The organism is Myroides sp. C4067 (assembly GCF_038039665.1).
In the GTDB taxonomy this organism is placed as follows: domain Bacteria; phylum Bacteroidota; class Bacteroidia; order Flavobacteriales; family Flavobacteriaceae; genus Flavobacterium; species Flavobacterium odoratimimum.
In genome coordinates, this window is the sequence record NZ_JBBPHJ010000018.1 from 24,468 (window position 1) to 50,603 (window position 26,136).

General features: G+C 29.4%; 15 protein-coding genes and 2 pseudogenes. 7 read left to right on the plus strand and 10 right to left on the minus strand.

Annotation, left to right across the window (positions count from 1 at the left end; all coding sequences use genetic code 11):
• The first annotated feature begins 290 nt into the window (after nt 1-290).
• The 4 genes and pseudogenes from AABL87_RS12815 to mobC all read left to right on the plus strand — a co-directional run bounded on the left by AABL87_RS12815 (nt 291) and on the right by mobC (nt 6,007).
• A pseudogene (locus tag AABL87_RS12815) lies at nt 291-1,725 on the plus strand (IS4 family transposase).
• A 126-nt stretch (nt 1,726-1,851) separates the two neighbouring features.
• Nucleotides 1,852-2,238 (plus strand): annotated as a pseudogene (locus AABL87_RS12820) (YWFCY domain-containing protein).
• Nucleotides 2,239-2,869: 631 nt separating this feature from the next.
• Nucleotides 2,870-3,445, plus strand: coding sequence for a hypothetical protein (locus tag AABL87_RS12825; RefSeq protein ID WP_286419786.1), 576 nt, complete (start codon nt 2,870-2,872; stop codon nt 3,443-3,445).
• Nucleotides 3,446-4,003: 558 nt separating this feature from the next.
• Nucleotides 4,004-6,007, plus strand: a complete 2,004-nt coding sequence (gene mobC / locus AABL87_RS12830) for a conjugal transfer protein MobC (protein WP_341277455.1) — start codon at nt 4,004-4,006, stop codon at nt 6,005-6,007.
• A 61-nt stretch (nt 6,008-6,068) separates the two neighbouring features.
• Here the strand turns inward: mobC and AABL87_RS12835 are convergent, their stop codons facing one another.
• The 9 genes from AABL87_RS12835 to AABL87_RS12875 form a co-directional block, all read right to left on the minus strand.
• Nucleotides 6,069-8,084 carry a DNA topoisomerase gene (locus AABL87_RS12835; protein WP_341277456.1) on the minus strand — a complete coding sequence of 672 codons (2,016 nt, stop codon included), beginning with the start codon at nt 8,082-8,084 and terminating at the stop codon, nt 6,069-6,071.
• Nucleotide 8,085: 1 nt separating this feature from the next.
• Complete coding sequence (locus tag AABL87_RS12840) at nt 8,086-9,375, minus strand: DUF4099 domain-containing protein (protein ID WP_341277457.1); 1,290 nt, start codon at nt 9,373-9,375, stop codon at nt 8,086-8,088.
• Nucleotides 9,376-9,477: 102 nt separating this feature from the next.
• On the minus strand, nt 9,478-9,771 hold the full coding sequence (locus AABL87_RS12845) for a helix-turn-helix domain-containing protein (RefSeq protein WP_006258064.1): 294 nt from the start codon (nt 9,769-9,771) through the stop codon (nt 9,478-9,480).
• Nucleotides 9,772-10,676: 905 nt separating this feature from the next.
• Nucleotides 10,677-10,925: a hypothetical protein gene (locus tag AABL87_RS12850; RefSeq protein ID WP_326388021.1), complete on the minus strand. Its 249-nt coding sequence runs from the start codon at nt 10,923-10,925 to the stop codon at nt 10,677-10,679.
• An 86-nt stretch (nt 10,926-11,011) separates the two neighbouring features.
• On the minus strand, nt 11,012-12,304 hold the full coding sequence (locus AABL87_RS12855) for a relaxase/mobilization nuclease domain-containing protein (protein WP_326388019.1): 1,293 nt from the start codon (nt 12,302-12,304) through the stop codon (nt 11,012-11,014).
• A complete protein-coding gene (locus AABL87_RS12860) occupies nt 12,294-12,719 on the minus strand; it encodes a plasmid mobilization protein (protein WP_041892411.1) in 426 nt (141 codons plus the stop codon). Before AABL87_RS12860 ends, AABL87_RS12855 begins: the two co-directional genes overlap by 11 nt.
• A 274-nt stretch (nt 12,720-12,993) precedes the next feature.
• Nucleotides 12,994-16,041: an ATP-binding protein gene (locus AABL87_RS12865; protein ID WP_341277458.1), complete on the minus strand. Its 3,048-nt coding sequence runs from the start codon at nt 16,039-16,041 to the stop codon at nt 12,994-12,996.
• A 136-nt stretch (nt 16,042-16,177) separates the two neighbouring features.
• Entirely contained in the window at nt 16,178-16,705 is a 528-nt protein-coding gene (locus AABL87_RS12870) for a hypothetical protein (RefSeq protein WP_286382438.1), read from the minus strand.
• A gap of 8 nt (nt 16,706-16,713) precedes the next feature.
• Complete coding sequence (locus AABL87_RS12875; protein ID WP_016649227.1) at nt 16,714-17,172, minus strand: helix-turn-helix domain-containing protein; 459 nt, start codon at nt 17,170-17,172, stop codon at nt 16,714-16,716.
• 1,517 nt (nt 17,173-18,689) lie between these two features.
• Between AABL87_RS12875 and AABL87_RS12880 the strand changes: the two genes are divergently transcribed.
• Genes AABL87_RS12880 through AABL87_RS12890 form a run of 3 tightly spaced genes read left to right on the plus strand, consistent with a single transcriptional unit; the run spans nt 18,690 to nt 25,670 of the window.
• Complete coding sequence (locus AABL87_RS12880; protein ID WP_341277459.1) at nt 18,690-21,734, plus strand: SusC/RagA family TonB-linked outer membrane protein; 3,045 nt, start codon at nt 18,690-18,692, stop codon at nt 21,732-21,734.
• An 11-nt stretch (nt 21,735-21,745) separates the two neighbouring features.
• A complete protein-coding gene (locus AABL87_RS12885) occupies nt 21,746-23,098 on the plus strand; it encodes a RagB/SusD family nutrient uptake outer membrane protein (RefSeq protein ID WP_326381563.1) in 1,353 nt (450 codons plus the stop codon).
• Nucleotides 23,088-25,670 carry an alpha/beta hydrolase family protein gene (locus AABL87_RS12890; protein ID WP_326381562.1) on the plus strand — a complete coding sequence of 861 codons (2,583 nt, stop codon included), beginning with the start codon at nt 23,088-23,090 and terminating at the stop codon, nt 25,668-25,670. The genes AABL87_RS12885 and AABL87_RS12890 overlap by 11 nt, the downstream gene beginning before the upstream one ends.
• A gap of 136 nt (nt 25,671-25,806) precedes the next feature.
• On the opposite strand, the gene AABL87_RS12895 is transcribed toward AABL87_RS12890, so the two are convergent.
• Nucleotides 25,807-26,103: a DUF6520 family protein gene (locus tag AABL87_RS12895; protein WP_326381561.1), complete on the minus strand. Its 297-nt coding sequence runs from the start codon at nt 26,101-26,103 to the stop codon at nt 25,807-25,809.
• Between the last annotated feature and the right edge of the window lie 33 nt (nt 26,104-26,136).

Below are 26,136 nucleotides of genomic sequence, written 5' to 3' on the forward strand. Positions count from 1 at the left end.
TTTTAAGTTGAATTCACACTTTCTAAGATGTTACTATATTTTTTTTTAATAATTGCAATGCTTTAACTTGTAATATCACACTTAATATCTTAAGTCTCTACATGTTTTAATTCACCAAGTAAACTCACCTTTTCTCTACAAAGACAAACTTCTATTTACTTTTTAAATTAATCACTGAAGTTTCGCACCCTAAATTCAGGGTATATAGAAGTGAAAAGAGTAGCATGTAGACCAAGTTAATCCCTTGGTTTTATTGTATCTTTAAGTTGTGGACACACAAAGTACAAAACATGCTACAATACGAAGATATTACTAAAGTTCAAGAAATAAAAGCGAAATTTAAAAAGGTTTGGTTGAGTTGTGAATATTTAAATTCACATTTAAACATATTAGGTTTTAATAAGATTTCAAAACAGTTTGATTGGTGTAAAAAATCGGGTTATACATTTAAGAACTTAATTTCCATACTTTTAATACTTCCCATTATCGGTATTAGTTCTGTGTTTTCTTTATCTAAGAATAAAGACGCTGATATAAATAACTGTGGTAAAGATTCTTACTACCGTCTATTGTCGAATCAAAACATTGACTGGAGATCATTCTTATTTTAGTTTGTCATGCAATATTTACTTAAAGAAGAACTTTTTACACCTGAAAAAGATGCTACAAAATGCTTGATTTTTGATGATTCTGACCTTGCTAAAACAGGTAAAACAATTGAAGGTGTTTCAAAAATATACAATCATGTATCAAAGAGTTTCTACTTGGGATACATGATTTTAGTAGCAGGATATTGGAATGGTAGCGTATTTATTCCAGTAGATTTTAGTTTACACCGTGAAAGCAAAAAGTCAAAACTGAAATATGGTTTAACTGCAAAACAACGGCAAGCTCAAAAAAAGACTCCTCGATGCTCAAAAGCCATTGCTAAAAAAAGATATTTAGAACTCAACAAAAAGAAGACAGATGTATTAGTAAAAATGTTTTCAAGAGCAATAAAGCGCAAAATACCAGTAGATTATATTTTAATCGATACTTGGTTTACAAGTATTAGTTTACTTAAAAAACTACGTAGTATCTGTGGGAAAACTCATATTATTGGTATGTATAAATACAATAGTAAAATTGAAGCTCAGTCGGAGATTAAAACGATTTCACAGCTTAAAAAAACAAGACAAAAAACCTAAAAGATGTCGTAAATTCAACTATTATTATCACTCTTATACAGCTAGTATTGATGGGCTTGATGTGGCTGTATTTGTTTCAAAACGTGGCGTTAATGGTAAATGGCATACATTAATAACTACAGATACATCATTAAAATTCGTCAAAACAATAGAAATATATAGCATCCGATGGTCGATAGAGGTATTCTTCAAAGAAACTAAACAGCTTTTTGGACTTGATAAATCTCAATCGACAAACTTTGATGTTCAGATAGCGCAAACAACTATTGTGTTTGTACAGTATTTACTCATAAGTATCCGTTATAGAATGGAGGCTTATGAAACTATTGGAGGTCTATTTAAAGACCTCAAACAAGATTATATTGAAAACAAATTAAACGTTAGGTTATTAGCTGTAGTAGCCTTAATAATTGATTTTTTGGAAAAACTAGTAGAGTCTATTGATATTCATGATATTACAACCAGAATAATTGATAATATTGAATCCTTTGGGCTTTTATCCAATAATTACAACTTTAAATATCAACCTACTACGTGAAAGTAAATTGGTGCGAAACTTGAGTTAATCATAAAAAAAGCAGTCTTTTAAAGACAAACAAAACCTATCATTACCAGTAATATATAAAAAAGAAGCAACAACCTATATTTTTAAAGATATAAAACTATGCAAAGCGAAGATGATTTAAGAGTCCTTTCAAAGATTTTATCTTTTTTAAGAGCCATTAGTATTATTATACTACTTCTACACATTTACTGGTTCTGTTAATCTTTATTTATACGCCTTGGGTTAACCCACCCTGTGATTGATAAAATCCTTTTAGGATTTAACGCTAAATCAAGTTTATTTGTCTATCCTATCTACACGAAGCTTTTTTCTATCCTACTTCTAGGTTTAAGTCTTTTGGGAAACAGGGAAGTTAAACATCAAAAAATCACCTTAAAGAAAATTATTATTCTATTTTGTATTGGAGCATCACTTTTCTTTCTAAACTCATCTCTAGTAGCTAGTCTATACATTAGTAGTTTATTTATAGGATACATACTGCTATAAGTAGGTTTATTAAAGAAAACAACAGTACAACGAAGCTTAAACTGCGCAAGCTAAAGTTTTTTAATAGAAAGCATAAGAGGAAGTTCAAGTTGATAACTAATCTTTTCTAAATAAAAGCGGATATGATAGCTGTCTTATACAAACTGAGATGACAAATAGAACTTATCTTTAAACAGCTTAAACAAAATTTTCCTTTAAAGTACTTTTTAGGAGATAATTAAAATACAGATATACTGTGTTTTGATAGTAAATTTACTCATATCTGTGATTAAGAAGAAGTTTAAAAGAAGTTGGGCTTTCTCAAACTTTGTGAGTTTTTGTAAGATTCATCTGTTTAACTACATTAAACTATTATATCTCTTAGAAAATCCTAAGCAAGATTGGATTATTGAAGATAAAGAGATAAAACAACTCTCTTTGTTTTGACAGCCTATTTTTAGGCTGACCATAAGCTAAAAAAAATATAAAGCTTACTATCAAGATATTACAACGAAATAACCCCTTGATAATAAGTTTTATCGGACACTAATGGGTTAGTATATACTTTTCTAAATATCTTTACGTTTAATTTAAATAAATCATTCAATCTTTATATATGCCTATAGACAAATCTTATTCAAAAATTTAATTAATGAAAAAAGCCATTATTTTATCTGCCACCTTACTAACATTTACCTTATCAAGCTACTCACAAAGCGATACAAATACAATAGAACACCAATTTAACACACTAATTAGCCAATCAAATAATTGGCAAAATTACAAGGTAGTAGAGAAAAATAAATTACAACAAGTACAACAAAATGTAAAGGATTCGATAAACAACCTACAAACTACTATACGAGAGAATAAGAATTCTCTTATAGAACAAAAAAAATCCATAGATTCTTTATCCAGTCAATTACAAGTTCTTCAAGAAAACCTAACAATTGCAATTGATAAAGAAAACAATCTTGACTTTATAGGTATCAGTACCCATAAAAGTACTTTTAAAACAATAGTTTGGTCTATTATTTTAATACTCCTATTGGTTTTAGGTATCTTATTTATCCAATTCAAGAAAAGTTTTACCAACACAAAGGATGCCTGTAGAAAACAAATCGAAGCAGAAAGTGAACTTGAAGAATATAAAAAATCATCCTTAGAGCGAGAACAAAAAATCAGAAGACAGCTTCAAGATGAAATCAATAAAAACAAACGAGTTTAACCCATAGGATAAAGCATATAAAAGACTGAGATTTATTTTATAATTCATTAAGAGTTAGCTTTGAGTTAACTCTTAATGATTATATCATTTTTCTCTTACAACTCTCCTGGTGTATATTCAATCAAAAAACACTCCTATTCTATCTATTTTTCTATTTAAAAATAGCTTAGTACACGGCAAAAATAGCATTATGTCAATAAACGGAGATACATTAAACAGATTCACTATCACTTAAATGGCCCGATTTTCGCTTTAATCTACTATCATTAAAGACTTTTCTAATCTTAATATAAAACCCCACTTATAATTTTATCACAAGAATCAAATTCTAATTCCGAATCATAGATTTGATCATTAAAGAAAATAGAAAAAGAGTCATACAGTTCACTTAAATCTTCACGACTTCCCCAAAGCTGAAAACCTATAGCACTTTTAGTTGGTTTAATATAAAATATAGTCTTGTCTTTTAAGGACAAACAAACCCTTTAAGAGTCAATAAGATAAAAAAGAAGCAATAACCTATATTTTTAATATTCTAATTTTTAAAGATATAAAACTATGCAAAGCGAAGATGATTTAAGAGCCCTTTCAAAGATTTTATCTTTTTTAAGAGCCGTTAGTATTATTATACTACTTCTGCACATATACTGGTTCTGTTACTCCTTATTTATACGTCTTGGGTTAACCCACCCTGTGATTGATAAAATCCTTTTAGGATTTAACGCTAAAGCAAGTTTATTTGTCTATCCTATCTACACAAAGCTATTTTCTATTTTACTTCTAGCTTTAAGTCTTTTGGGAAACAAAGGGGTAAAAAATCAAAAAATCACTTTAAAGAAAGTAGCTATTTTATTTTTAATGGGAGCTGGACTTTTCTTTTTAAACTTTTTTCTTTTAAAAATAAACTTACTTATTGCAAATATCCTATACATCACAACTTTATCAATCGGGTATATACTACTTCTTGTATCGGGAGCATATTTAAGTAGACTTATAAATCAAGAGCTTTTAGAAGATGTTTTTAATTTAGAGAATGAAAGTTTTTATCAAGAGACTCGACTTTTGCAAAACCCGTATTCGGTTAATCTTCCAACTAAATTTTACTACCAAAAAAAATGGCATAATGGATGGATTAATGTAGTTAATCCCTTTAGGGCAACAATTGTTCTAGGGACTCCAGGTTCGGGTAAGACCTATGCGGTTATAAACAGTTTTATCAAGCAGCAAATAGAAAAAGGCTTTGCCATGTATATCTATGATTTTAAATACGATGATCTTTCAACTATTGCCTATAACCATCTTCTTTTAAATGCCCATAAATACAAAATAACGCCTAAGTTTTATGTTATAAACTTTGATAATCCAAGAAAAAGCCACAGATGTAACCCAATAAACCCTAAGTTTATAACAGATATCTCCGACGCATATGAATCTGCTTACACCATTATGCTTAATCTTAACCGATCTTGGATACAAAAACAAGGTGATTTTTTTGTAGAATCACCAATTATCCTTCTAGCGGCTATTATATGGTTTTTAAAGATTTACAAAAACGGTAAACACTGCACCTTTCCTCATGCAATTGAGCTACTTAACAAACCCTACAAAGATGTTTTTACTATTTTAACCTCGTACGACTCCTTAGAGAACTATCTCTCTCCTTTTATGGACGCCTGGCAAGGAGGAGCTCAAGATCAGCTTCAAGGACAGATCGCATCGGCAAAAATTCCGCTATCTCGTATGATTTCTCCCTCTCTATATTGGGTTATGAGTGGAGATGATTTCTCCCTTGATATTAACAATCCCAGAGAGCCCAAGATTCTCTGTGTGGGAAATAATCCAGATCGCCAGAGCATTTACTCCGCCGCCCTTGGCCTTTACAACTCTCGTATTGTAAAGCTGATAAACAAAAAAGACCAGCTAAAAAGTAGCGTTATAATAGATGAGCTTCCAACTATTTACTTCAGAGGCCTTGATAATTTAATTGCAACGGCTAGAAGTAATAAAGTAGCGGTGTGCTTAGGTTTTCAGGATTTCTCTCAACTAGTAAGAGACTATGGAGACAAAGAGAGCAAAGTCATTCAAAACACGGTGGGTAACATCTTCTCTGGTCAAGTAGTTGGAGATACAGCCAAGAGCTTATCTGAGCGTTTTGGAAAAATACTTCAAAAACGCCAAAGCATATCTATTACTAGGCAAGATAGATCCACCTCTTTTTCCACTCAGCTCGATATGCTTATCCCCGCTTCTAAAATATCCTCTTTAAGTCAAGGGATGTTTGTTGGGGCTGTATCTGATGATTTTTCCCAAAAAATAAAGCAAAAGTTTTTCCACGCACAAATACTAATAGATTCTGATAGGATAAAAAATCAAGAAATGAATTATAAAAAAATACCAACTCTTACCTCTTTTACAGACTACAAAGGCAATGATCACCTAGATAGAGCTATTACAGATAATTACAATCAAATAAAAAAAGACGTTGAGCTGTTGGTTAAAAATGAAATTAAACGCATTGAAAACGATCCAGATTTAGTACACTTACTTAATAACAACAAGTAAATTAAACAAAGATAGAGATAGGTGTTTTAAAACAAACTATCTCTATCTTTTAGCTAAAATATTATTTAACTGTATCAAACATAAGCCTTGCGTTTTTATCTAAAAACAAATACGCTTTAAAACAAATGTTATCTCGCGCTTTAAAGATAAATACTTTACTTGTTTTTCTTAGTTCTAGTAATTCCTCAAGTTCTTGCTTAGATAGGTGTACTTCAAAGACTAATCTAGGTATAGTCCAACTACAAGTTTTATTTAAACAAACAAGCCTTTGATAGCTGAGCTCAAATTTACTACCTAAACACATAGGACAAGATCCTTTTAAAGGCTCTTTTGACTCTTTTAAATAAGAGATGCTTTGGCTTAACTCCTTAAGCTTTTCACAACTGATTTTACAAAACATCTGCTTGTCTATCTCTGCTTGATTTGCCTTGAAAAATAAAACCTCAAAATCAAATAAATAAGCAAAGCTAGAAACAGGTAAATCTTTTGTTTTAAAATAATAATCAAGAGCCTTGTTTGTACAAACAAGCTTTTTATTGTCTATATACAAATACTCTTGTTTTATTAACTGATCAAGGGTTAAACTAAGACCAAGAAAAAGATCTGTAAAATAACAAAAATGCATATGCGCAATTGCGTTTTCGTGTAAGGTTTTAATAAAATCTTTTTTTAGTTTTTTAAACAAACCCTCTATACTAAACAAAGCATTCTGCTTTTTTGTGTGTGTTGTAATATTTACAGATTCTATTTTAAAGACTTTCATACCATTAAGCTGCTCTAGAGTATCAACTCGGTTTACCAAATTATCCTTTAAGAACTCTCCCTTGTAAATCTCTAAGGGTAAATCAAGACCTGCATCATCTACAAAGAGATTTAAACTAACTTTTTTTACATCTTCTTTAGGGGTAAAACAATCTATTGTTCTTTTTACTATCAACTGATAGATTACTTTTTCACACGTATTTAAACAAGTTGGAATCTTTAAAGTAGGTATAATGCCGTGAGTTTTTAAATCGCTATCTACTATTACGTCCTTATAATTAAGCCTAGCTAATTTTAAAGTTAACAGCTCTTTTTTAAACAAGGGATAATCTCTTAAGGCGTTTAATAATCTTGGTATACTTGATTTATACCAACTAGGCAGATAATTATTTAAAGTAAGGGGATAACTAATAAATCTTTGTCTGTAAAGACTAAGCAAGGCCTGTTTTGTTTTACTAAAAGAAAATCCATATAACTTATTAACGCATATTATAAGACTTATAAAATCATATAAAAGTAACTGCTTTTGCCTTAGAGTTTGTATGTTTTTTTCGCTTATCTCTACTTTTGAATCTTTATTAAGTAAACCAGATAAGTTCTTTGTTTGTTTTAGTTTTTTATACTTTTTTTCAAAAAAGCAAAAAAATAGTTTCTCCTTAAAACTAAGCTCGACACTTACTCTATAGAGAGTTTTAGGTTTACTAGCCTCACTCTTTAGATGTTTTTTAGACAACAAAGCGATAAGAGCAGTTTTAATAAGACCTAGCTTAATTTTTGTTCCTGTTTGATTGTAATAATACCTACTTAACCTATTTTGAACAATCTTAAAGACAAGATCCCTGTTATAATAAGTTTTAAAACAAGAAGTAGTATTATCTAAACATAAGTGATTTTTTAAAAAGGATTTCTCTAAACTATAAAGCCATAGGGTTTTACAAGGCAAGGTGATATTAAAGAATTCTTTGAAATACTCAAACTTTCTTCTTTGGGCCTTACTTGGCTCTGTGGCAATAACAATAGATTTAGATTTAAGGATGAGACGCTTTATTAACTGCACTTTTTTACTTTGAACAACACAAGGAATGTTTTTATTAGTCCTTTTTACAAGCTTTAATTTATAATCAAAGAAGTTTTTAGCTCCAAAAGAGTCATTATCTTGTTTAAAGTTTAAAGGCTTTAAATCTACCATGCAATCATCTATCCAAATAACTAAATGAGTCTGCGAGCTATAATAATCAAAATGCCTATTGTTCGCATTAAAAAACGTGGCTAGAATTCTAGCCACGCTTGCTGATTGTGTTATAATAAGTTCCATATTAAATTTTTAAGCCTTTTTTTCTGTTTTGAGTCTCTTTATTATTCTGCGTTTGACTCTCTATGGTCTTAGGGTTACTTGGATCAGTGAAAGAAAAATTAGTTCTATTGTTTATTTTATCATAGTTTATAAAACCCTTATAAGGCTTGCCTCTTTTATCAATAAGTCCATCAATAGCCACAGTCTTACCTTCTAAGAGCTCTTTATACTGATTTTCATCCAAGGTCTTTCCTCTAAAGATCTTTAAGTCTTCAGGATTTAAGATCTTCTTATTTTTATTTGTCTTATCAAACAAAAACTCAATATGCTCTTTAGAGGCATTGTACTGAATATGAGCATCAAAAGGATTTCCTTTACTTGAACTCATAGCCTTAACTAGAACTGCTTTTCCTTGTCTAAGCTCATTTAATTGATTCTCAGAAAGATCAACTCCTTTTATATGTGTTGGAATTTGCATTTTCTCAACACTAGTAACCATTATATTATTGGTTAATCTATCCACACTTACAACCGATGGGATATAAGAGTTAGTCTCAGGATCTAAAAGCTCCACTACCCTTCCCATATTACCTGTCTTTAAAAGATTGTGTTTATCCTGCCTGGTAAACTCATGTCCTTGAAAAGGTACATTTAAATTTGGGTACTTTTTTACTCCCTCAAGAGTCATTAAAACCTCTCCGTTAGGTGCATGTTTAAGTCCAAGACGCGCATCTAATGAAAACTCAGCAGATCCCAAATTAAGATTAACCTGAACTAAATCTTTTGTTTTATATCCTTTTAATAAAGGTTCTAAAAGATCCATCTCTTCGAGTTTCTCTTTTGAGAGTCCTATCTGACTAAGTGATTCCCAGTTTATATGATCAATATTGTATTTATATGGATTATATTCTTTACAAGAGGTTATATCCTTATTCGTACTATTTTCAATACTTTGAATCATTTGCTTCGGATCTACTTGATGCGATAGATAAAGCTGATGATTTAAAGAATTTTTTAAGTCTAACTCGCCTTGCATTTGCTTTGACAGACCAATGGCTAAATTCTCCGGAACCCTAAAAAAACTAAACCTAGTGGGGTCTTTTAATTGAGAAAAGAAATTGGTGAAAAAATTAGAAAAGAAATCCCCGTTTTTATCTAATCTTAAAAATGAGTTTAAATTATTCTTATTAATTGGTGCACTTTTAAGATTACCGTTTTCACTTAAGCCCTGTACGGCTTTAATTTTGTTATCCTTTGAATCACTAACAAGTAAGATATCATGTTTTGATTCACTGCTTTTTTTTACTTCCATAATTAATAGGTTAATTGATTAATACCTAAAAGTATCTCCTAGATCATTTTGTACTTATTTTTGGCACAAAAAGGTATGTGTTTGACCTTTAGAGTCGTTTTATTACTCTCTTACCGGAACAGCAAAGCTGTCTCGTATGAACTGCTGCACATCAGAAAGCTTATAATATATCTTACCTTTTAATCTGTAATAAGGAAGCTTTTTATCAGATCTATATCTTTGAAGCGAGCGAGAACTTATCTTTAAAATCTGTAAAACATCTTGATTATCTAAAAGTTCTTCTCCATCGATATTTAAAGTTTGGAGCTGAACCTTGGCAATATGCTCACTTAAAGCATCAAGTTTTGTAGAGAGTCGTTCCATCCAGGAGATGAATTCTAAACGGGTAACATTCATGATTTAAATTTTTAATGGTTAATAGTCTTGTTAGCTAACCATACAAAATTCAAAAGCTTAAAAAAGGTGTAAAGCCAATTGGCATGAAAAAAACAGAAATTCTTATAAAACTGATAAGAATTTTAAAACTAACTAGCCACAAGACTAGATACAATAAGACTTTAAAGGATAAAAGTAAAAAGACAGATAACGACTTCTTATATACGAATTTTTTCTGAATTATAAAGCCAATTGGCATCTGATTTACAGATAATTAAAAAGCGTACTATTTATCTCTATACTTTTTAAAAATAAACTAGCATATAACCTGTAAAGCTATAAAAAGAGCAAAAAAAAATTAAAAAGTGCTAATCTTCAAGTAATTCTAAGCTAAATAAAAATACAATTCAACTAAAAAAACTTACAAACACTATTTAAAGATAAATTACAACAATAAAGCACATAATTTATAAAAAACAATAACTTAAAGTTATTAATTTAAATTAAAAACATACTTTTGTATAGTAAAATTACATAATACCAATGTATTATAACCTTGATACATAAAACACATAATTATAACACATTAATGAAGTTTGTCTATTTAAAGACATGTTAATTAATACAATACGAAAAAGAAAATGAAGAAAAAACTACGCTTTATAAGTTACCTACTTATAACTGTATCACTGTTTATATTAACTAATCTAGTGTATCGCTATAATACTATAAATGAACCCTTTGATGAGTTAAACAAAGAAATATTTATCAGTTTACTTAATCTAATTATTGGATTAATCTTTTTTTTCAAATCAAGAAACACACAAAACGAGAAATAACAACGATAAGAAACACTTGTTTTTATAATTGGGTAAAAACACAGTTATTCTTTTTTTGTTTAAAACAAAGCCTAAACACAAACCATACTATTTGAGTCTTTTTGCTATTTCTTTAAAAGAGTCACCCTGTTTTTTTTCTAGTAAATCCGTTAGGCTCTCTGAGGATCTTCTAATTTTATTTAGCTTTTTGTAGTTTATTTTAGTTGTGCTTTTACCAATAATATCAGTAGTTAATACAGTATACCCCTCTTTAGACTTACTGCCTAAAAGAAAAGAAACAAAACTTTTAATTGAAAAGTAAACAAAAAAATAAAGACCTAAGAACATACTTATCATACCTTTTTATTTTAAATAAACACTCCTATTTTTTAAATACTTCCCTTACATATATCTATTATGCCCATATAAAGTATTTCACTCTTTTAAAGAGTATGTCTTTTCTTTTTGCGTTTTTTCTTTTTAAGATTCATAAACTGTTTCTGATCTAAATCATCTACTGGGCCAGTAAATAGAAAATTAAAAAAACTAACAAACTCTGCTTTATTATAAGAGTTGTAATAATTATCCACAAACTCAAAACAAGGATGAACCTTTAAGCTATCAAACTCTTTATTTAACTCAATAAATCTATGTTTTACAAGTCTCTCAATAGGATCTTGTTTCTTTTTAGAGTTGTTTAAAAGGGTATTAAAAAAAGGATTGTTATCTAATTTATTAGACAGCTGAATATCAATATGAGAAAAAGAAAAAACTCGTCTATATTTATGACTAACAAAATAGAACTTGCTTTTATCTTTATTATCAGTAACTAGATTAATTCCTTGGTTAGTGAGTAGTTTTTTAAAGTGCTTGTAATCTTTACTTTGAGAAAGATATGATCGTATTTGATCACTAACCTTGTTTTCAATATTTAAGTCTTTAGTTTTAATGGACTTTTTAAAGTGTTTTTCTAAAAAGCCTATATCTACTTTTAAAGAAAGTTTACTTGAGCTTACTATATTACTAACTGTTTTATTGTTATGATCCAAAGCGCAATACATAACAGGCTCAGACTTATCATCAGATAAGTCCTTTCCTCGTAAAGCTTTTACTTTAAAGAGTTGTAAAATCGCGTTATAACTCTTTAAATCCTCAAAACTATAGTACTTAGGTAAACTACTAACAACGCTATCTATTTGCTGGGTTAGATTTGACTCTCTATGATCTACCACCTTAAGATCTAAATCATTCTTTTTTTTATATCTTTTATCATAATCTGTTAATTGAAACTCTTTAATTATTTCCTTACACGCATTTTGAGCAACTAAAAAATCAAAATCACAATTAATTAGATATCCATTTCTATTTACCGATATAGATACAATATGAAGGTGTATTCTTTTAAGATCAAAGTGTTTATAAATAATATAGGGCTGCTCGCTATAGCCTATTTTTGTCATATAAGCCTTGGCTATTTTTAAAAGCATTAGATCATCTAATTTATCCACTGGGTTGGGATTAAGTGATGTATGTCTAATAGGAGTGACAGTTTTAATATTATTGAGTAAATAGGGTTCAAAATAACTATAAAAATACCTGCTAGGATTCTGAATTTCATATAAAGGAAGTGCTATTTTATTAACTCCTAATATACAAGCACACATATTATCTAGTTTATTTTGATTATAAACCAAAGCCTTTATAATATCTTTACTCTTTACTATTCTAACTACCATAATCCCTAATTTTCTGTAAGACCTTACTCTCAAATTCTAAAGTAAGTTTTATAATCTCTTGGCAAACTTTTGAAAACTCTAAAGTTGTCTTTTCAATATCTTTTAAAATTGGTTGTGAATCTAAAGGTAAGTCAGGTCTATTTACAAGGGTATTATAATTTATACCAAAAGCTTTAAAATGATTAATTAAACCTGTAAGACTTGCATGATATTCAAATGAGGCCTGATCCACTAATACAACTTTAGTAGACTCATTTAAAATACAAGAAGCAATAAATTTAGTTTTATTACTAATATTGTATTTTAAAAGCAATCTACTAAACTCTTTTTGTTGCTGATTAGTTAAATAAAAAGTATGTCTGTGCCATACCGTCTTTTTCTTCTCTATTATTTTATTATTAGTATTTTTTTCCATGACCATAAATATTAGATATGGGCAAACTAATAATAAAAACTAACAGTTAAAGCATTATGGTATTTATGGGCGTAATTAGGCTTAGATTGACGATTGTTTGTATTTTAGGTCATTAGAATTTTTAAAAGTTAAGCAAACATATAAAAGAAAAAACAGGGATAAGACCAGTATTTAAACAGCTTTACAATTACAAGGCACTAGGCTAGTAAAAAAACAAAAACACAGAAGTTAAATACTACTGTGTTTTTTATTTTTTATTACAGATACTCTAAAGCTATTTTAACTCCTTAGCCATTACATTAAAATAATCACAATTACCCCATAGATTTTTATTACCAACTACATAAAACCTTTTCTTTGCTCTTGTTAAGGCTACATTTAGCATATTGGGTTTCTGACTAACCCAGTTTCTTACTCCTTGTGATCTAGGATCACCACCTAAAACTAAAAACACAACATCTGCCTCCTTTCCTTGGAATCTGTGTATGGTTCCACATTCTATCTTTTTGTCATATAAAAATTCATTGTGACAATAACGAGCTATTGATTTAAAAGGAGAGATTACATAAATCTGCTTATTAAACCCTGAGCTTCTTAATTGAAAAATCTTTTCTTTTAATAGCCTTATCTCATCAATAACAACATGTCTGTCTTGAAGTATTACTTGATCACTGACATTATACCACTGTGATACTGCTAATGATTGCGTCTCAGGAGTTAGATTAGTGGCCTTAACCATTTGCCCGTTATAGGCAATATCATTGGCAATTCTAAACATTGGATCATCACAACGCCTGTGTGTGCGAAGTGGAAAACCAGTCCATATTTTCTTATCAGTTCCACTTACATCCATATAAGTTCCATATCTTGAGATTCTATCGGCTAATTGTTGTACTGATGTTTTAGAATAAGACCAGTCAATATCAACCCTGTACTCCTGTCTTAGTCTTTTTACAAGCTCTACAGGCATTGTAACTACAGGTTCTACCTGTAATGGATCTCCTACCACTACGCATCTTTTAGATCTTTGAATCACCCCTACAACGGATTGAGCTGTAGCCTGACCTGCCTCATCGAGTAACAACCAACCTATTTGCTGCTTACTATAACTAGAGAATAACCTCCCCACAGAGGCTAGTGTGGTTGATACAACAGGAACGCAGAGAAAAAATGTATCCCAAAGATTCTGATAGATTTTATCATCTGTCTTTATCGTGTTTTGTATTAGCTGAAAGTATGCATTTAGATTATTTCTAATTTTCTTTGCATTAACTAAAATCGCATTTTCATGCAATTTTAAAGCTGTTAAAAATATCTCACTTCTTAAATGCGCTATCTTCTTTGAGTGATATGGGTTTAAAAGATGTATCTGCTTGATTGATTTGTCTAAAAATTTAAAATCACAAATATCATTAGTATCAATGCCATATTTGTGGTTTAATTCTCTTTTAATATTATTATAATAGATAAAAAACTCATCGAGTTTTTCAATCTCAAGACCTAGTGCTTTTTTTTCTAATTGATAATCCTTTATGCTTTTTAAACAGCTGTCTATCTGATTTTTTAAATCAGATATTTGTTTATTTATTTTATTAAAATCTTGTAGTATTTCACTAGCTTGAGCATCCCAACTTGTAAAATCACTGGTTTTAAAAAGTTTATGAAAAAACAAAAAAGAAGGTTTTCTAAGTGATAAAACCCCTAGAGTAGATTCCATTTTACTAAAATCATTTTCTAATTCCTGTTTTTGATTTAATAACATCTTTTCTTTATCTACACAATCCTTAATTTTTGTATCAATTAACGCTATCGCAGACAGGTGTTTATCTTTTTGATTCTGATTTTCAATACACTGAGGCAGTAAATCATGAAACTCACTAGAAAGGCTCTGAAACTGAGTAAACTCGCTTATCAAGGATTTGAATTTTTGATTTTGCTTTTCAAATTCTCTAGCGTAAAGATTAGTATTATCTGTCTTTTTATAAACACTATAAAGCAAAGCTTCAAAGCCAAAATGGCTTTCTTTTTCATTAGATTCCCAAAAGGCTTGTTTAAAAAGTGTTCTATTTTCACTATTTCCAAGTGCTGCTGCTAAAACTCCCCAACTAGGCTGATGTATAAGTCTTTGGGAATAGTTTGAAAAATAACTAGCCTTTGAAAATGTTTCATTATCTATTTTTGATTTACAAGGTAGCTCTTTAGTTATATTCTCAACCGCTGCATTGTTGTTACTTGCCACAACAATTCCAAAATCTCTTTGAAGTTTTGGATTAAGAGGGTAAGTATATAAATCAAAGCTGTTTTCTTTAGGTATAACATTATGTCCTTGATTAAAAATATAATCACAACCTAGATCTGATATCACAAGAGCTCTTTTTACAACTACCTCAGCAATAACATCTAACAATAGCGTAGTTTTACCCGTACCAGGAGGTCCGTTTACTCCTTGAATCCCCTCAGAGTCTTTAAGGTCTTTAAAGATTGTGTTTACCGCCGCGCTTTGAGCCGAGTAAAGTCCATATTCAATTTTAGAAGGCCATCTTCCCATTGTAAGATAGCAAGGATTAAGAGCCTTAAATAAATGCTGTTTGTCTTTTATTAAGTCTCTTCTTTTATCAATACTAGGTTTAAGGGTAAGATATTGTTTTAAACTAGGGCTGAATTCACTAGTTTTTATACTAGTTAAATAGTTAAGATCATCAAGGAAAAAACTATTTAAAAAACTAATTACAGCCTCACTATCTTTATATACTTGCTCTTTTAAAACAAACACTTTAATATCAGAATTAAGCCAAGGAGCTAGCCAAGAAAGATATGCAATCTCGTTTTGGATTTGTGTTAAACAAAAAGGCTTATCACCTTTTTGATGTGAGTCACTAGAGTTATCAAGTATATTATGTCTTTCTATAAAATCCTGCTTAACCTTTTCTAGTTCTTCAGATATAGTAGATAAGTCTTTACCACTTTTAAGAGCTTTAATTCCAAGTATATAACTAGCCAGTATATAACTATCTTGCTCTATTGATCCATTCTCATTAAGTATTAAGGCAGATAAACAGCTAAAACCAGTTACTGGTTCTTGCCAATCTTGAATCTGTTCTGATTTAAGTAATGTATTTAAATAGTTAATAATATTACTATTGCCAATTTTACCAAAATAAAGTGTGTATCTCCACTTATAATTATCTTTAGTCTTTGTTTGGTCAAGCATCCAAGGTAGGATCTGATTTAAATCTAATAAAACAGCATCTTTATTAAAACCAGGTAAATTAAATACCTCAATGTCTCTCCAATACTTTAGTATGTTGTGTTGTTGTGTCAATTTTCTTTTTCTTTAATTACTATAATAAACTACATCAAAAAACACTTTAAATAAGCTACTATAGACAAATAGGAAGCTAGGGGAATTATTTGGCTTATTATGGCTTTTGAGATAGTGTTATAATTAATCTATTTCACTATAAAACAAAACCTTTAGGCAAGGTTGATATGTCTAGATTTCTAGGATCTGCTCCACCAATAAGAGCTGATATCACCTCTTCTTTTTTAAACTCTTCAAACTTATCATAACTAAGGTCAAACATAATTTGAAGGTTTACTTGAGTTATAGCCTCCTTGTTATCTATAAACTTATCAGAATACATTCTAATGAATTGTTGTTTTAAAATCTCTTGTATTTCAAACTCTTTATACCTTATGAAATTTCCTTGTTTAATTGAAAATATTTTCTTTAAAGCAATAAAATCATTCAACTCCTCTACTGTTATACAATCATCCTTTAAGGTATCATAAGCATACAGTAACAAATAATCTAGAGCTGAATTTCTTATACGTTCTAAAACACCATCATGTTCCACTAAATATTTTTTTAGCTTATCAATTGTAGCATCTTTTGATACAACAATAGAGATAATTTCATTTACAGAATTATTCTCTGATTTTTGACTCTGAATGAACTCTTTAAAGTTCTTTGATAGTACATACATAATTAGATTTATTGGTTTTGAAAATAATTCATAAAAAGCTCCCCTGGTTCTTTATCTATTGCTTTTTCAATTAAAAGCAATTCTAAAGCGTCAAGACTCCCCTTTCTAAAGAACAAATCCGAAATTCTTGCTTCAGAAATCCCAGTCTTTATCGATATAATTTTAGGTGTGTTTTTTACATTCTCAAATTTTAACATAAAAGCTCCGAATTGATTCCTTTTCTTCTCTGGTACTCTCTTAAGCTTTACTTTTTGAAAATTTGGAAAAACAATTCTTATCGCTTCATTAAAATCACCACCTAAAGCAATAACAGCTTTATAAAAAGTAAAAGCACTTAATTTAGATACTTTTCCATTTCTCAATTTATTAATCTTGCTTTGAGACATATCCATCTTCGTAGCTACAACTTCTTCTGTAAAGCCTAACTTATTCATTCTTATATCAATATAATCACCTATTTTATGCATACCGAATATTCTTTATTTAATATTTTTTGGAATTAGGAATATTATTCATATCTTTACCTTAAATCTTAAACAGAGCTCTACTATGTAAACTCTGCTTATAAAAAATATTTATAAGTCTCGAATCTTGAGTAACGACCACTTCGAGCACAGTAAGAATAGCCCTTTCAAGAAAAAGTAATATATTTGCTTTCTCATTTAAGGGAGGGCTCCTTACTGGAAAATTGTAACAGTGGTCGTTTTATCAAGTGTTATGATTAGTACAGTTAGGGGCTCTCCCTTTTCTTTTGCATCATAAGACCTATAAATTATAATCTATGTGAGCGATTTTTTGTTTTAACCACTCACTGTTGTGATTCTTAAAAAGAAAAAAAACAGTACAAGGTTTAAACTCTAAATTGTTCTCATACAAATAGTGTGATAAAAAAAGGCCGTGATTCCTTGATTTATTTACACTACATCTTTACTTAAAAACACTAGTTTTTTAAGCAAGATTGGTTTTTCTTTAAATGATTCGCACTCTAAAAGTAAACCCTTTCTTAATGTTTTCCAAAAAGAAAACTTACTCTAACTAGTAATTTTTAAATAAAAGATGACAAAATGCGATAGTCTAACATCTAGGTGTTAGACTATCCAAGAGAATTAAGGTATTAGAAACAAGTGTTCTATACCTCAACATACTGCATAAACCTTTAATTTTTAGCCGTCTCCCAATTAGGCTATAAAGGTTTAAAACAAACAAGGTGAACTTGTTTAGTATTCTTTACTTTGAATACTTTAACAATACCTTATCCTTAATGGACTTATCGAATGATTCAATTCGAAATTTTTTCAATTATTTATTACAACAAACAACAATTAGTAGTAACCAAATTCACATTTAGCCTATGATTAGACTCTTGTGTAACTACCCTTAGAGTTATGTTTTTTTAAGACTTTGATTTCATAAACAACTTAGCCCTAACTCTAAGGGATTCACATATAGTTTACCAAGTAAAATTACATTTTACGCTAGATCCAAGAACAGTTCTTGGATGCGTACAGGACCTCTATTGCCTATTAGTTACAATATGCCTTGTATACTAGTAGACATAATAATGATTAGTTAGTAAGAAAATGTCGCTATGACAGACTTTCCACTGTTCTATTTATTAACCAAATAAAACACTATCACATTATGGAAAAAACGTCTACAGGCTACTGCTTAATTAGTTGGGTTTGTTTGAAATTAACTAGTAAGAAGGTTTTAAAAGTAGCTAAGTCTGTAGGCACAAAACACAAACAACACATTGTATGGCTTAAAGGGATTTTAAGTCATACTAAAAGTCCATGACTATTCTCCCTGAGCTCTTGTTATGCATTTTGGGAGACATGTTAAAGAGCAAAGGGAGATAGTTCTATTAAAACAAAATATAAAAACCAATTAACTAACCTTTGATACAAAGGCCTATTTAAGTACTACGGCAATAAAAATCTTAAGGATTTAAAGTCTTCTTGTATCATTTTCAACTATAACAATTATGAAAACTCAATTTTTAACCAATACCAGTTACGGGATTGTACTGCTTTTAACTAGCCTTACCTTTACCTGTGGCTATGCCGTACCTAAAGATAGTCTATTTAATGTAGATTATCAAAAAAAGTCTATTCACGGAGTAGTTAAAGACAATACTACAGTGCTTATAGGAGCAGTTATACAGATAAAAGGAACAGATATAGCCACAAGTACAGATCTTCAGGGAAAATACTCTCTACAGGTCTCTAAAGGAGATACTCTACTTGTTTCTTATATCGGATACAAACCTAAAGAAATCACAATAACTAGTGAGTCTGTTTATAACATTACCCTTTTACAGGATCAAGACATGCTTGATGAAGTAGTTATAAACGCAGGATACTACTCGGTTAAAGACCGCGAGCGTACAGGAAGTATCGCTCGAGTTACTGCCAAGGATATCGAACTTCAACCTGTTATCAATCCTTTACAAGCTATTCAGGGAAGAATGGCTGGTGTAAACATAACTCAAAACACAGGTGTCCCTGGTGGAGGTTTTGATATACAAATCCGTGGTAGAAATAGTTTACGTCCTTATCAAAACAATGCTATAAATGGAAATGCTCCATTATATGTAATAGATGGAGTTGTAATTCCTAATAGTAACTTAGTTAACTCTACATTATCTACCTCTATACTGCCTATGAGTGACACCAACGTTTTAAATTCTATCAATCCTTCTGATATACAGAGCATAGAGATTTTAAAAGACGCTGATGCAACAGCTATATACGGTTCTCGAGGGGCTAATGGGGTAGTTCTTATAACAACAAAGAAAAATAAATCAGATAAACTCTCTTTCTCTCTTTCCTCTTCTACTTCATTTAGTAAAGTAGCTAGTAAAATGAAATTATTAAATACACAGGAGTTTAATAAAATGCGTGATCAAGCATTTTTAAATGATGGCATTACAGTCTATCCTGATGATGCACTAGACATAAACGGTACTTGGGATAGAAATAGATATACTGATTGGCAAAAAGAGCTTATTGGTGGAACAGCCAGAAATCAAAGTATACAATTAGGAGTAAGCTCAGGAAGTGAAACAACGCATTTTTCAGCATCTGCTAGTCAAAGCACGCAAACAACTGTATTTCCAACAGATAAAGGCTATAAACGAAATACCTTTTTAATCAATATTAATCACAACAGTAAAGATGGAAGATTTCAACTAAACTCATCAACCAACTATTCTTTACAGAACAACAATTTAATAGCTACAGATTTAACTAAAAATGCTCTTACTCTACCTCCAAATGCTCCAAGTCTTTACAATCCAGATGGAAGTTTAAACTGGGGGTTTGCAGGTGATACAAATCCAGTATCATCTATGCATGAGACCTATGAAAACGATAATAATAATCTTGTTTTAAATATTAACTTAAACTATGAGTTATTTAAAAATACACACATAAAACTAAACGCAGGATATAATAAATCTAACACAGAAGAAAAAAGATTAACTCCACATACAATCTATAGCCCTAGTAAGAATTATACTTCTGAACAATCTAAAGCAGAAAATACTATTAGAGATAATAAATCTTACATTCTAGAACCTCAACTTACCAATATTGTTAATATAGATAAACTATCTATAAATACTTTAATTGGTATGACTTATCAAGAAAATAATACTAAGGCTTTACATCTATCTGGGTCTGGTTTTCAAACCAATGATTTTATTTCTAATATTTCAGCAGCCAAAACAACAGCTATAATTCAATCAGCTAATTTAGAATATAAATATATAGCACTTTTTGGAAGGTTAAACTTAAATTACAACAGTAAATACTTATTTAACCTTACCGCTAGACGTGATGGATCATCTAGATTTGGAGATAATAATAAATTTGGAAATTTCGGAGCTATTGGAGCAGCATGGATATTTTCTAAAGAAGATTTTTTAAAAACCTTGTCATGGCTTAGTTTTGGAAAACTTCGGGCTAGTTATGGAACTTCAGGTAATGATAATATTGGCGACTACCAGTATTTAGATACTTATACTCTTAATCCTAATAGATATGATGAATTAACAGGACTAAGCCCATCAAGACTTTACAATCCTAATTTTAGTTGGGAGAAAACTAAAAAGCTAGAGGCTGCTCTAGAAGTTGCCTTATTTAATGACAAATTGCAGTTTGATCTTGCTTATTATAGAAATACTTCTTCTAATCAACTTGTAGGAATACCACTTCCTGGAACTACTGGTTTTTCTTCTATCCAAGATAATTTACCAGCTACAGTTGAAAATAAAGGTTGGGAGTTTAGTTTAAATTCAGAAAATATAAAAACTAGTGACTTTAGTTGGACAACTAGTTTTAATATATCATTCCCTAAAAACACTCTACTTTCCTTTCCAAATCTAGAAGGATCTACTTATTCAGGGAGATTATTTATAGGTAAAAGTACTAATATATTAAAACTTTACAATTTTAAGGGAATTGACCCATTAACAGGGAATTATACTTTTACAGATTATAATGAAGATGGTAAAATTAGTTCTCCAGCAGATAGACAACATTTAAAAGAAATAAAAGTAAACTATCATGGTGGTATACAAAATACAATTGCTTATAAGAGTCTTAGACTCGACTTTTTATTTCAATTTGTAAAGCAAGTAAATTACAATCACAACCTTAATTTAATCCTGCCAGGGAGTATGTTTAACCAACCTATTGAAATACTCAATAGCTGGTCTCCTACTAACCCTAACAGTGATTATGGAAATTTAAGCAGTGGATTAGATCCTATCATTACTAATAACTTAACAACTTATAAAAACAGTAATATGATAGTTGGGGATGCATCGTATATAAGGCTTAAAAATGTATCCTTATCCTATTTACTTAAATTACCTAAAACTAAAATTGAATCATTAAACCTTTACTTTCAAGGTCAAAATTTATGGACACTAACTAACTATTTTGGTTTAGACCCTGAATTTACAACAATTGGTTACTTACCTCCTCTTAAAACATACGCTTTTGGCGTTCAACTAATTTTTTAAAACTATTTATTATGAAAAAAATAAGTTTATTATTGGCATTTATGCTAATGTTTCAATCATGTGAGCATATGATTGAAATAGATTTACCAACAGATCAAATAAATTCTGAGAAAGTATTCAAAGACAAAAAAAGTGCTTCATCAGTATTAACTAACCTATACATTAACCTTAGAGAAAATTCTTTTTTAACTGCTAAAAATCAAGGAATAGGAACATTATTAAGTCTTTACACTGATGAACTAGAGCCAATATCTTCTTCTGTAACATCAGACAATTTTCTACTTTTTAACAACACATTAGATCCTACTAAAAATGTACTTCTATCCCTTTGGAATACCTCTTATGCTCATATATATGGAATTAATGATTTTATAAATAGAGTATCAAACTCTAATGGTATAGATTCCAATGATAAAGATCAATTATTAGCTGATGCTTATATATTAAGAGCAATATACTATCAAATACTTACTCAAATATTTGGAGATATTCCTTATACAGTTACAACAAATTATAAAGAAAATACATCAATTAAAAAAACGCGTTATAAAGAAGTTTTAGATCATATTGAACAGGATTTACTACATGCAAATGAAATCACTTCATATAGTTATAGATCATCAAACAAATACTACCCAAACAAGGCGGTTGTAGAACTTATACTAGCTAAAAACTATTTACTTCAAAAAAAATATGATCAAACAGAATCTCTAGCCAAAACTATACTAAGTAATCCATTATATAGTATAGAAACTGATTTATCAAAAACCTTCAAAAGCACATCAAAAAGTACACTTTGGCAACTAAGTAATAGTTCGTCAATAGCCGCTACTTACGAAGCAAGAAATTACGTAATGCTTTCAAATAACGCACCTTATAAACTTAGTAAAGCTCTACTTAATTCTTTTGACAATCATGATTTAAGAAAAAAAAATTGGACGAAAGAATACTTGAATTCAAATAGATTCTATGCCTTTAAATATAAAAACCATCTTAATAATACTGACGAATGTTCTATTCTTTTTAGAATAGAAGAAGCTTATTTTGTATTATGCGAAGCTCTAATTTATCAAAACAAAGAAAAAGAAGCTATTCCATATTTAAACATTATACGACAAAAAGCGGGTCTATCACCTTTAACTAATACTTTAACTAAAGAACAAATTCTAATTGTCATGCTTGAAGAAAGTCAAAAAGAATTTTTCCTTGAACATGGAAGACGCTTTTTGGATTTAAAAAGAAATAATAAGTTATCTCTATTAAAAGCCACTAAACCTAATTGGCAAGACAAACACGCACTTCTTCCCTATCCTGAAAAAGAAATCCTTATTAACCCTAATCTAAATCCTCAAAATGAATACTAATATTAAAGCATTATACTCTTTTTTACTTCTTCTATTAGGTATTATATCTCTTTCTGCACAAACAATTAATGATAGTTTAAAATATAGTGAACTTAGAAATAGTATGCTTTCTAGAAATGGTCAAATAGCTGTTATACATAAATACTATAAATTTGACTCTGCAAGAGATAGCGTATTTATATTTAACAAGGGGGAGTTAATAAAAAGTAAACAATCAAATTCTATTTACAAACAATTCAATAACAATTCAATAATTTCTTATAATAACAATAAAAAAGAAATAGAAATACTTGATGGACATACATTACAGAGTCAAATTATTTCTAATATAACTGAACCAATTATCATAGATGATTATGGGCTTTTATTTTACTTAAATTCAAGCACTAAAACCTATAACCTTATTAAAATACTTCAAAATAAAAGTAAAGTAATTTGGACAAGCCCAAAAGATCAAGTTTCTTTTACAAGTGTAAGTGATGACAAACAAAATCTTCTTATCCAATATACTAATCGAGAAAAAGGGGTTGAAATTATTAATTTATCAGATTTAAAAAGAACTATAAACACAGAGATAATATACTCTATTAAACAAGCTAGATGGAGTAATAAATACCCTATTGTTTTTCTTTTACCAACCTCAAAAAATGATAATAAATATCCTTTTATAACATTTTACAACTACAAAAGCAATCATGCTAAAAAGCAACTACTAAATAAAAATTTTTATTATAACAATTTAGAAGCAATTAGTAATAATAGCTTTAAATTAATACAAACATCTAAATCAAACTATCTTCCTTATAGTTCAAAAGAAATTGAAATGTGGAGTACTAATGATCTTTATTTAAGAGATGCTTTGAATAAATCCAATGCTACTACTCAAAAAAAAAGAACAAATTCACATGTTATTTTTAATTACACTAATAAAAAAATTTCCCAACCCCAAAAACTAAATAATCATGAGTCTATTTCTTTAAAGCAAAGCGATTTACTTGTATTTAATTCAAACCAATATCTAGATTATACTTTTTCATGGTCAGCAAGACCACGAGATATTAGCCTTTACAATATTAAAGATGATAAACTTACAATAATTACAAAACAACAAACATCACCTTTTACCACAACTAGTTTATCATCTAAAGGAAATTTTTTCATATACATTAAAGCAAATACGTTAAATTTCTATAATATTAATCGTAAGGAGATTGAAAGTACTTATAAACTAAAAAATAACAATCTTGAATTTAGAAAGACACAAATTAGAATTTGGTCTAAAGATGAAAGGTATTTCTATTTTACTGCTGATTCAAATCTTATCAGATATGACACTAAAAATAAAATCTTTAAAATACTTATAAATAGTAACAACATAGATACTCACTATAGTATAGTTAATTCTTCAAACAACCCTAGTTTTAAAAAAAACAGTGAATTGCATTATAACATTATTACAAATAATGACAAATTAATTCTTGTTCAAAAATGGAATATTAAAGAAAATACTCAATCACTTTTAGTTTTGGACAACGAAACTCTAAATATAGTGGTTGATAATACGAAAAATCGCATATCAAATATAAAGTACAGTGATGACTTTAAATCCATTACTTATTCTTTAGAAAACTTTGATATGCCTAAGTCTATTTATATGTATCAAAATGGCAAGACTAAACTAGTTCTTAAAAATACTATGCCTAAAGAACTTTTCTCTTGGCAAAAACAAAAGATTGTTTCTTATAAGGACAAATATGGCAATGATTTAAAAGGTGTCCTATTTTATCCAAAAAACTTCAATCCAAACGAAAAATACCCAATGATTACTCGTATTTATGAAATTCAAAGTCAATTAGCTAATTTTTTCACTTATCCTACTTATTTAAATAGTGATGGTTTTAATATTACATTACTACAAGAAAACGACTATTTTATTTTCTTACCAGATATTTTAGATACTAAGCAAGGTACTGGATTATCTGCTCTTCACTGTGTAGAAGAAGGAATAAAAGCAGTGCTTCATAAGGAAAAAACAATTGATAAAAACAACCTAGGATTATTTGGTTTCTCTCATGGAGGATATGAAACTAATTTTATTATAACTCAAACAGATCTATTTAAATGTGCTGTAAGTGGATCAGGAAATTCTGATATTATCCGTTCTTATTTTTCTTATAATGAGAATTTTATATCCCCCTTCTACTTTCAATTTGAAAATGGGCAATACAAGATGCCTAAAACTTTTAAAGAAGACAAAGAATTATATTTAAAAAACTCCCCTATATTATTTGTCGATCAAATTAAAACTCCTATACTTACTTTCACAGGTAAAAAAGATGAAAATATTCACTGGGAACAACAAAGAGAGTTTTTCATAGCCTTATTACGCTATAATGTACCCCATGTGGCATTATTCTATAAAAATGAAGGTCATGGATTATCTAAAAAAGAAAATCAAATAGATATTACTAAAAAATTAATTAATTGGTTTGATTATTTTTTAAAAAACAAAGAAATCTATTGGATCAAATACAACACTACATTTGAAAAAGAAAAAATGACTTATAACTAAACAAAGTGCTCACTTCACAATACTATAATGTTTTTAAAAAATTAGTACTATCAATCTTTTATTTTACAAAAATCTTAAATAAACAAGGGACTGTCTCATAAAGACAGTCCCTTTTACTATAATTAAAACTTAATTATTATGGCTCTATTATTTGATACAATGGTAATGTACATACTGTAGTATTTAACTCCTCATCAAATTTCTCAGCATATAACTCATAAGTATTTGAACCATCTATCCATGTACAAGTAACTGTTCCATTGATATCACAGGTCGCTTCACGTAACTCACAAACAAGTCCATCATTATCCATTTTCTGATATGCAGGCACAATTGTTTGGGCGTTTTTCACTGCGTTTGTTGCAAACGCACTTCCGATAGCAAGAGCAAATACACCGATTGGCAATCCTGCTGATTTTAAAAACTTTTTCATCTTAATAAAATTTAAATTGGTTAGTAGCTTGTT

Excerpts from the sequence above, each read along its gene's own strand:
- AABL87_RS12895 (WP_326381561.1), bottom strand. The coding sequence starts at position 26,103 with ATGAAAAAGTTTTTAAAATCAGCAGGATTGCCAATCGGTGTATTTGCT.
- AABL87_RS12850 (WP_326388021.1), bottom strand. The coding sequence starts at position 10,925 with ATGATAAGTATGTTCTTAGGTCTTTATTTTTTTGTTTACTTTTCAATT.
- AABL87_RS12890 (WP_326381562.1), top strand. The coding sequence starts at position 23,088 with ATGAATACTAATATTAAAGCATTATACTCTTTTTTACTTCTTCTATTA.
- AABL87_RS12885 (WP_326381563.1), top strand. The coding sequence starts at position 21,746 with ATGAAAAAAATAAGTTTATTATTGGCATTTATGCTAATGTTTCAATCA.
- AABL87_RS12845 (WP_006258064.1), bottom strand. The coding sequence starts at position 9,771 with ATGAATGTTACCCGTTTAGAATTCATCTCCTGGATGGAACGACTCTCT.
- AABL87_RS12840 (WP_341277457.1), bottom strand. The coding sequence starts at position 9,375 with ATGGAAGTAAAAAAAAGCAGTGAATCAAAACATGATATCTTACTTGTT.
- mobC (WP_341277455.1), top strand. The coding sequence starts at position 4,004 with ATGCAAAGCGAAGATGATTTAAGAGCCCTTTCAAAGATTTTATCTTTT.
- AABL87_RS12860 (WP_041892411.1), bottom strand. The coding sequence starts at position 12,719 with ATGGAAAAAAATACTAATAATAAAATAATAGAGAAGAAAAAGACGGTA.
- AABL87_RS12835 (WP_341277456.1), bottom strand. The coding sequence starts at position 8,084 with ATGGAACTTATTATAACACAATCAGCAAGCGTGGCTAGAATTCTAGCC.
- AABL87_RS12855 (WP_326388019.1), bottom strand. The coding sequence starts at position 12,304 with ATGGTAGTTAGAATAGTAAAGAGTAAAGATATTATAAAGGCTTTGGTT.
- AABL87_RS12880 (WP_341277459.1), top strand. The coding sequence starts at position 18,690 with ATGAAAACTCAATTTTTAACCAATACCAGTTACGGGATTGTACTGCTT.
- AABL87_RS12825 (WP_286419786.1), top strand. The coding sequence starts at position 2,870 with ATGAAAAAAGCCATTATTTTATCTGCCACCTTACTAACATTTACCTTA.
- AABL87_RS12870 (WP_286382438.1), bottom strand. The coding sequence starts at position 16,705 with ATGTATGTACTATCAAAGAACTTTAAAGAGTTCATTCAGAGTCAAAAA.
- AABL87_RS12875 (WP_016649227.1), bottom strand. The coding sequence starts at position 17,172 with ATGCATAAAATAGGTGATTATATTGATATAAGAATGAATAAGTTAGGC.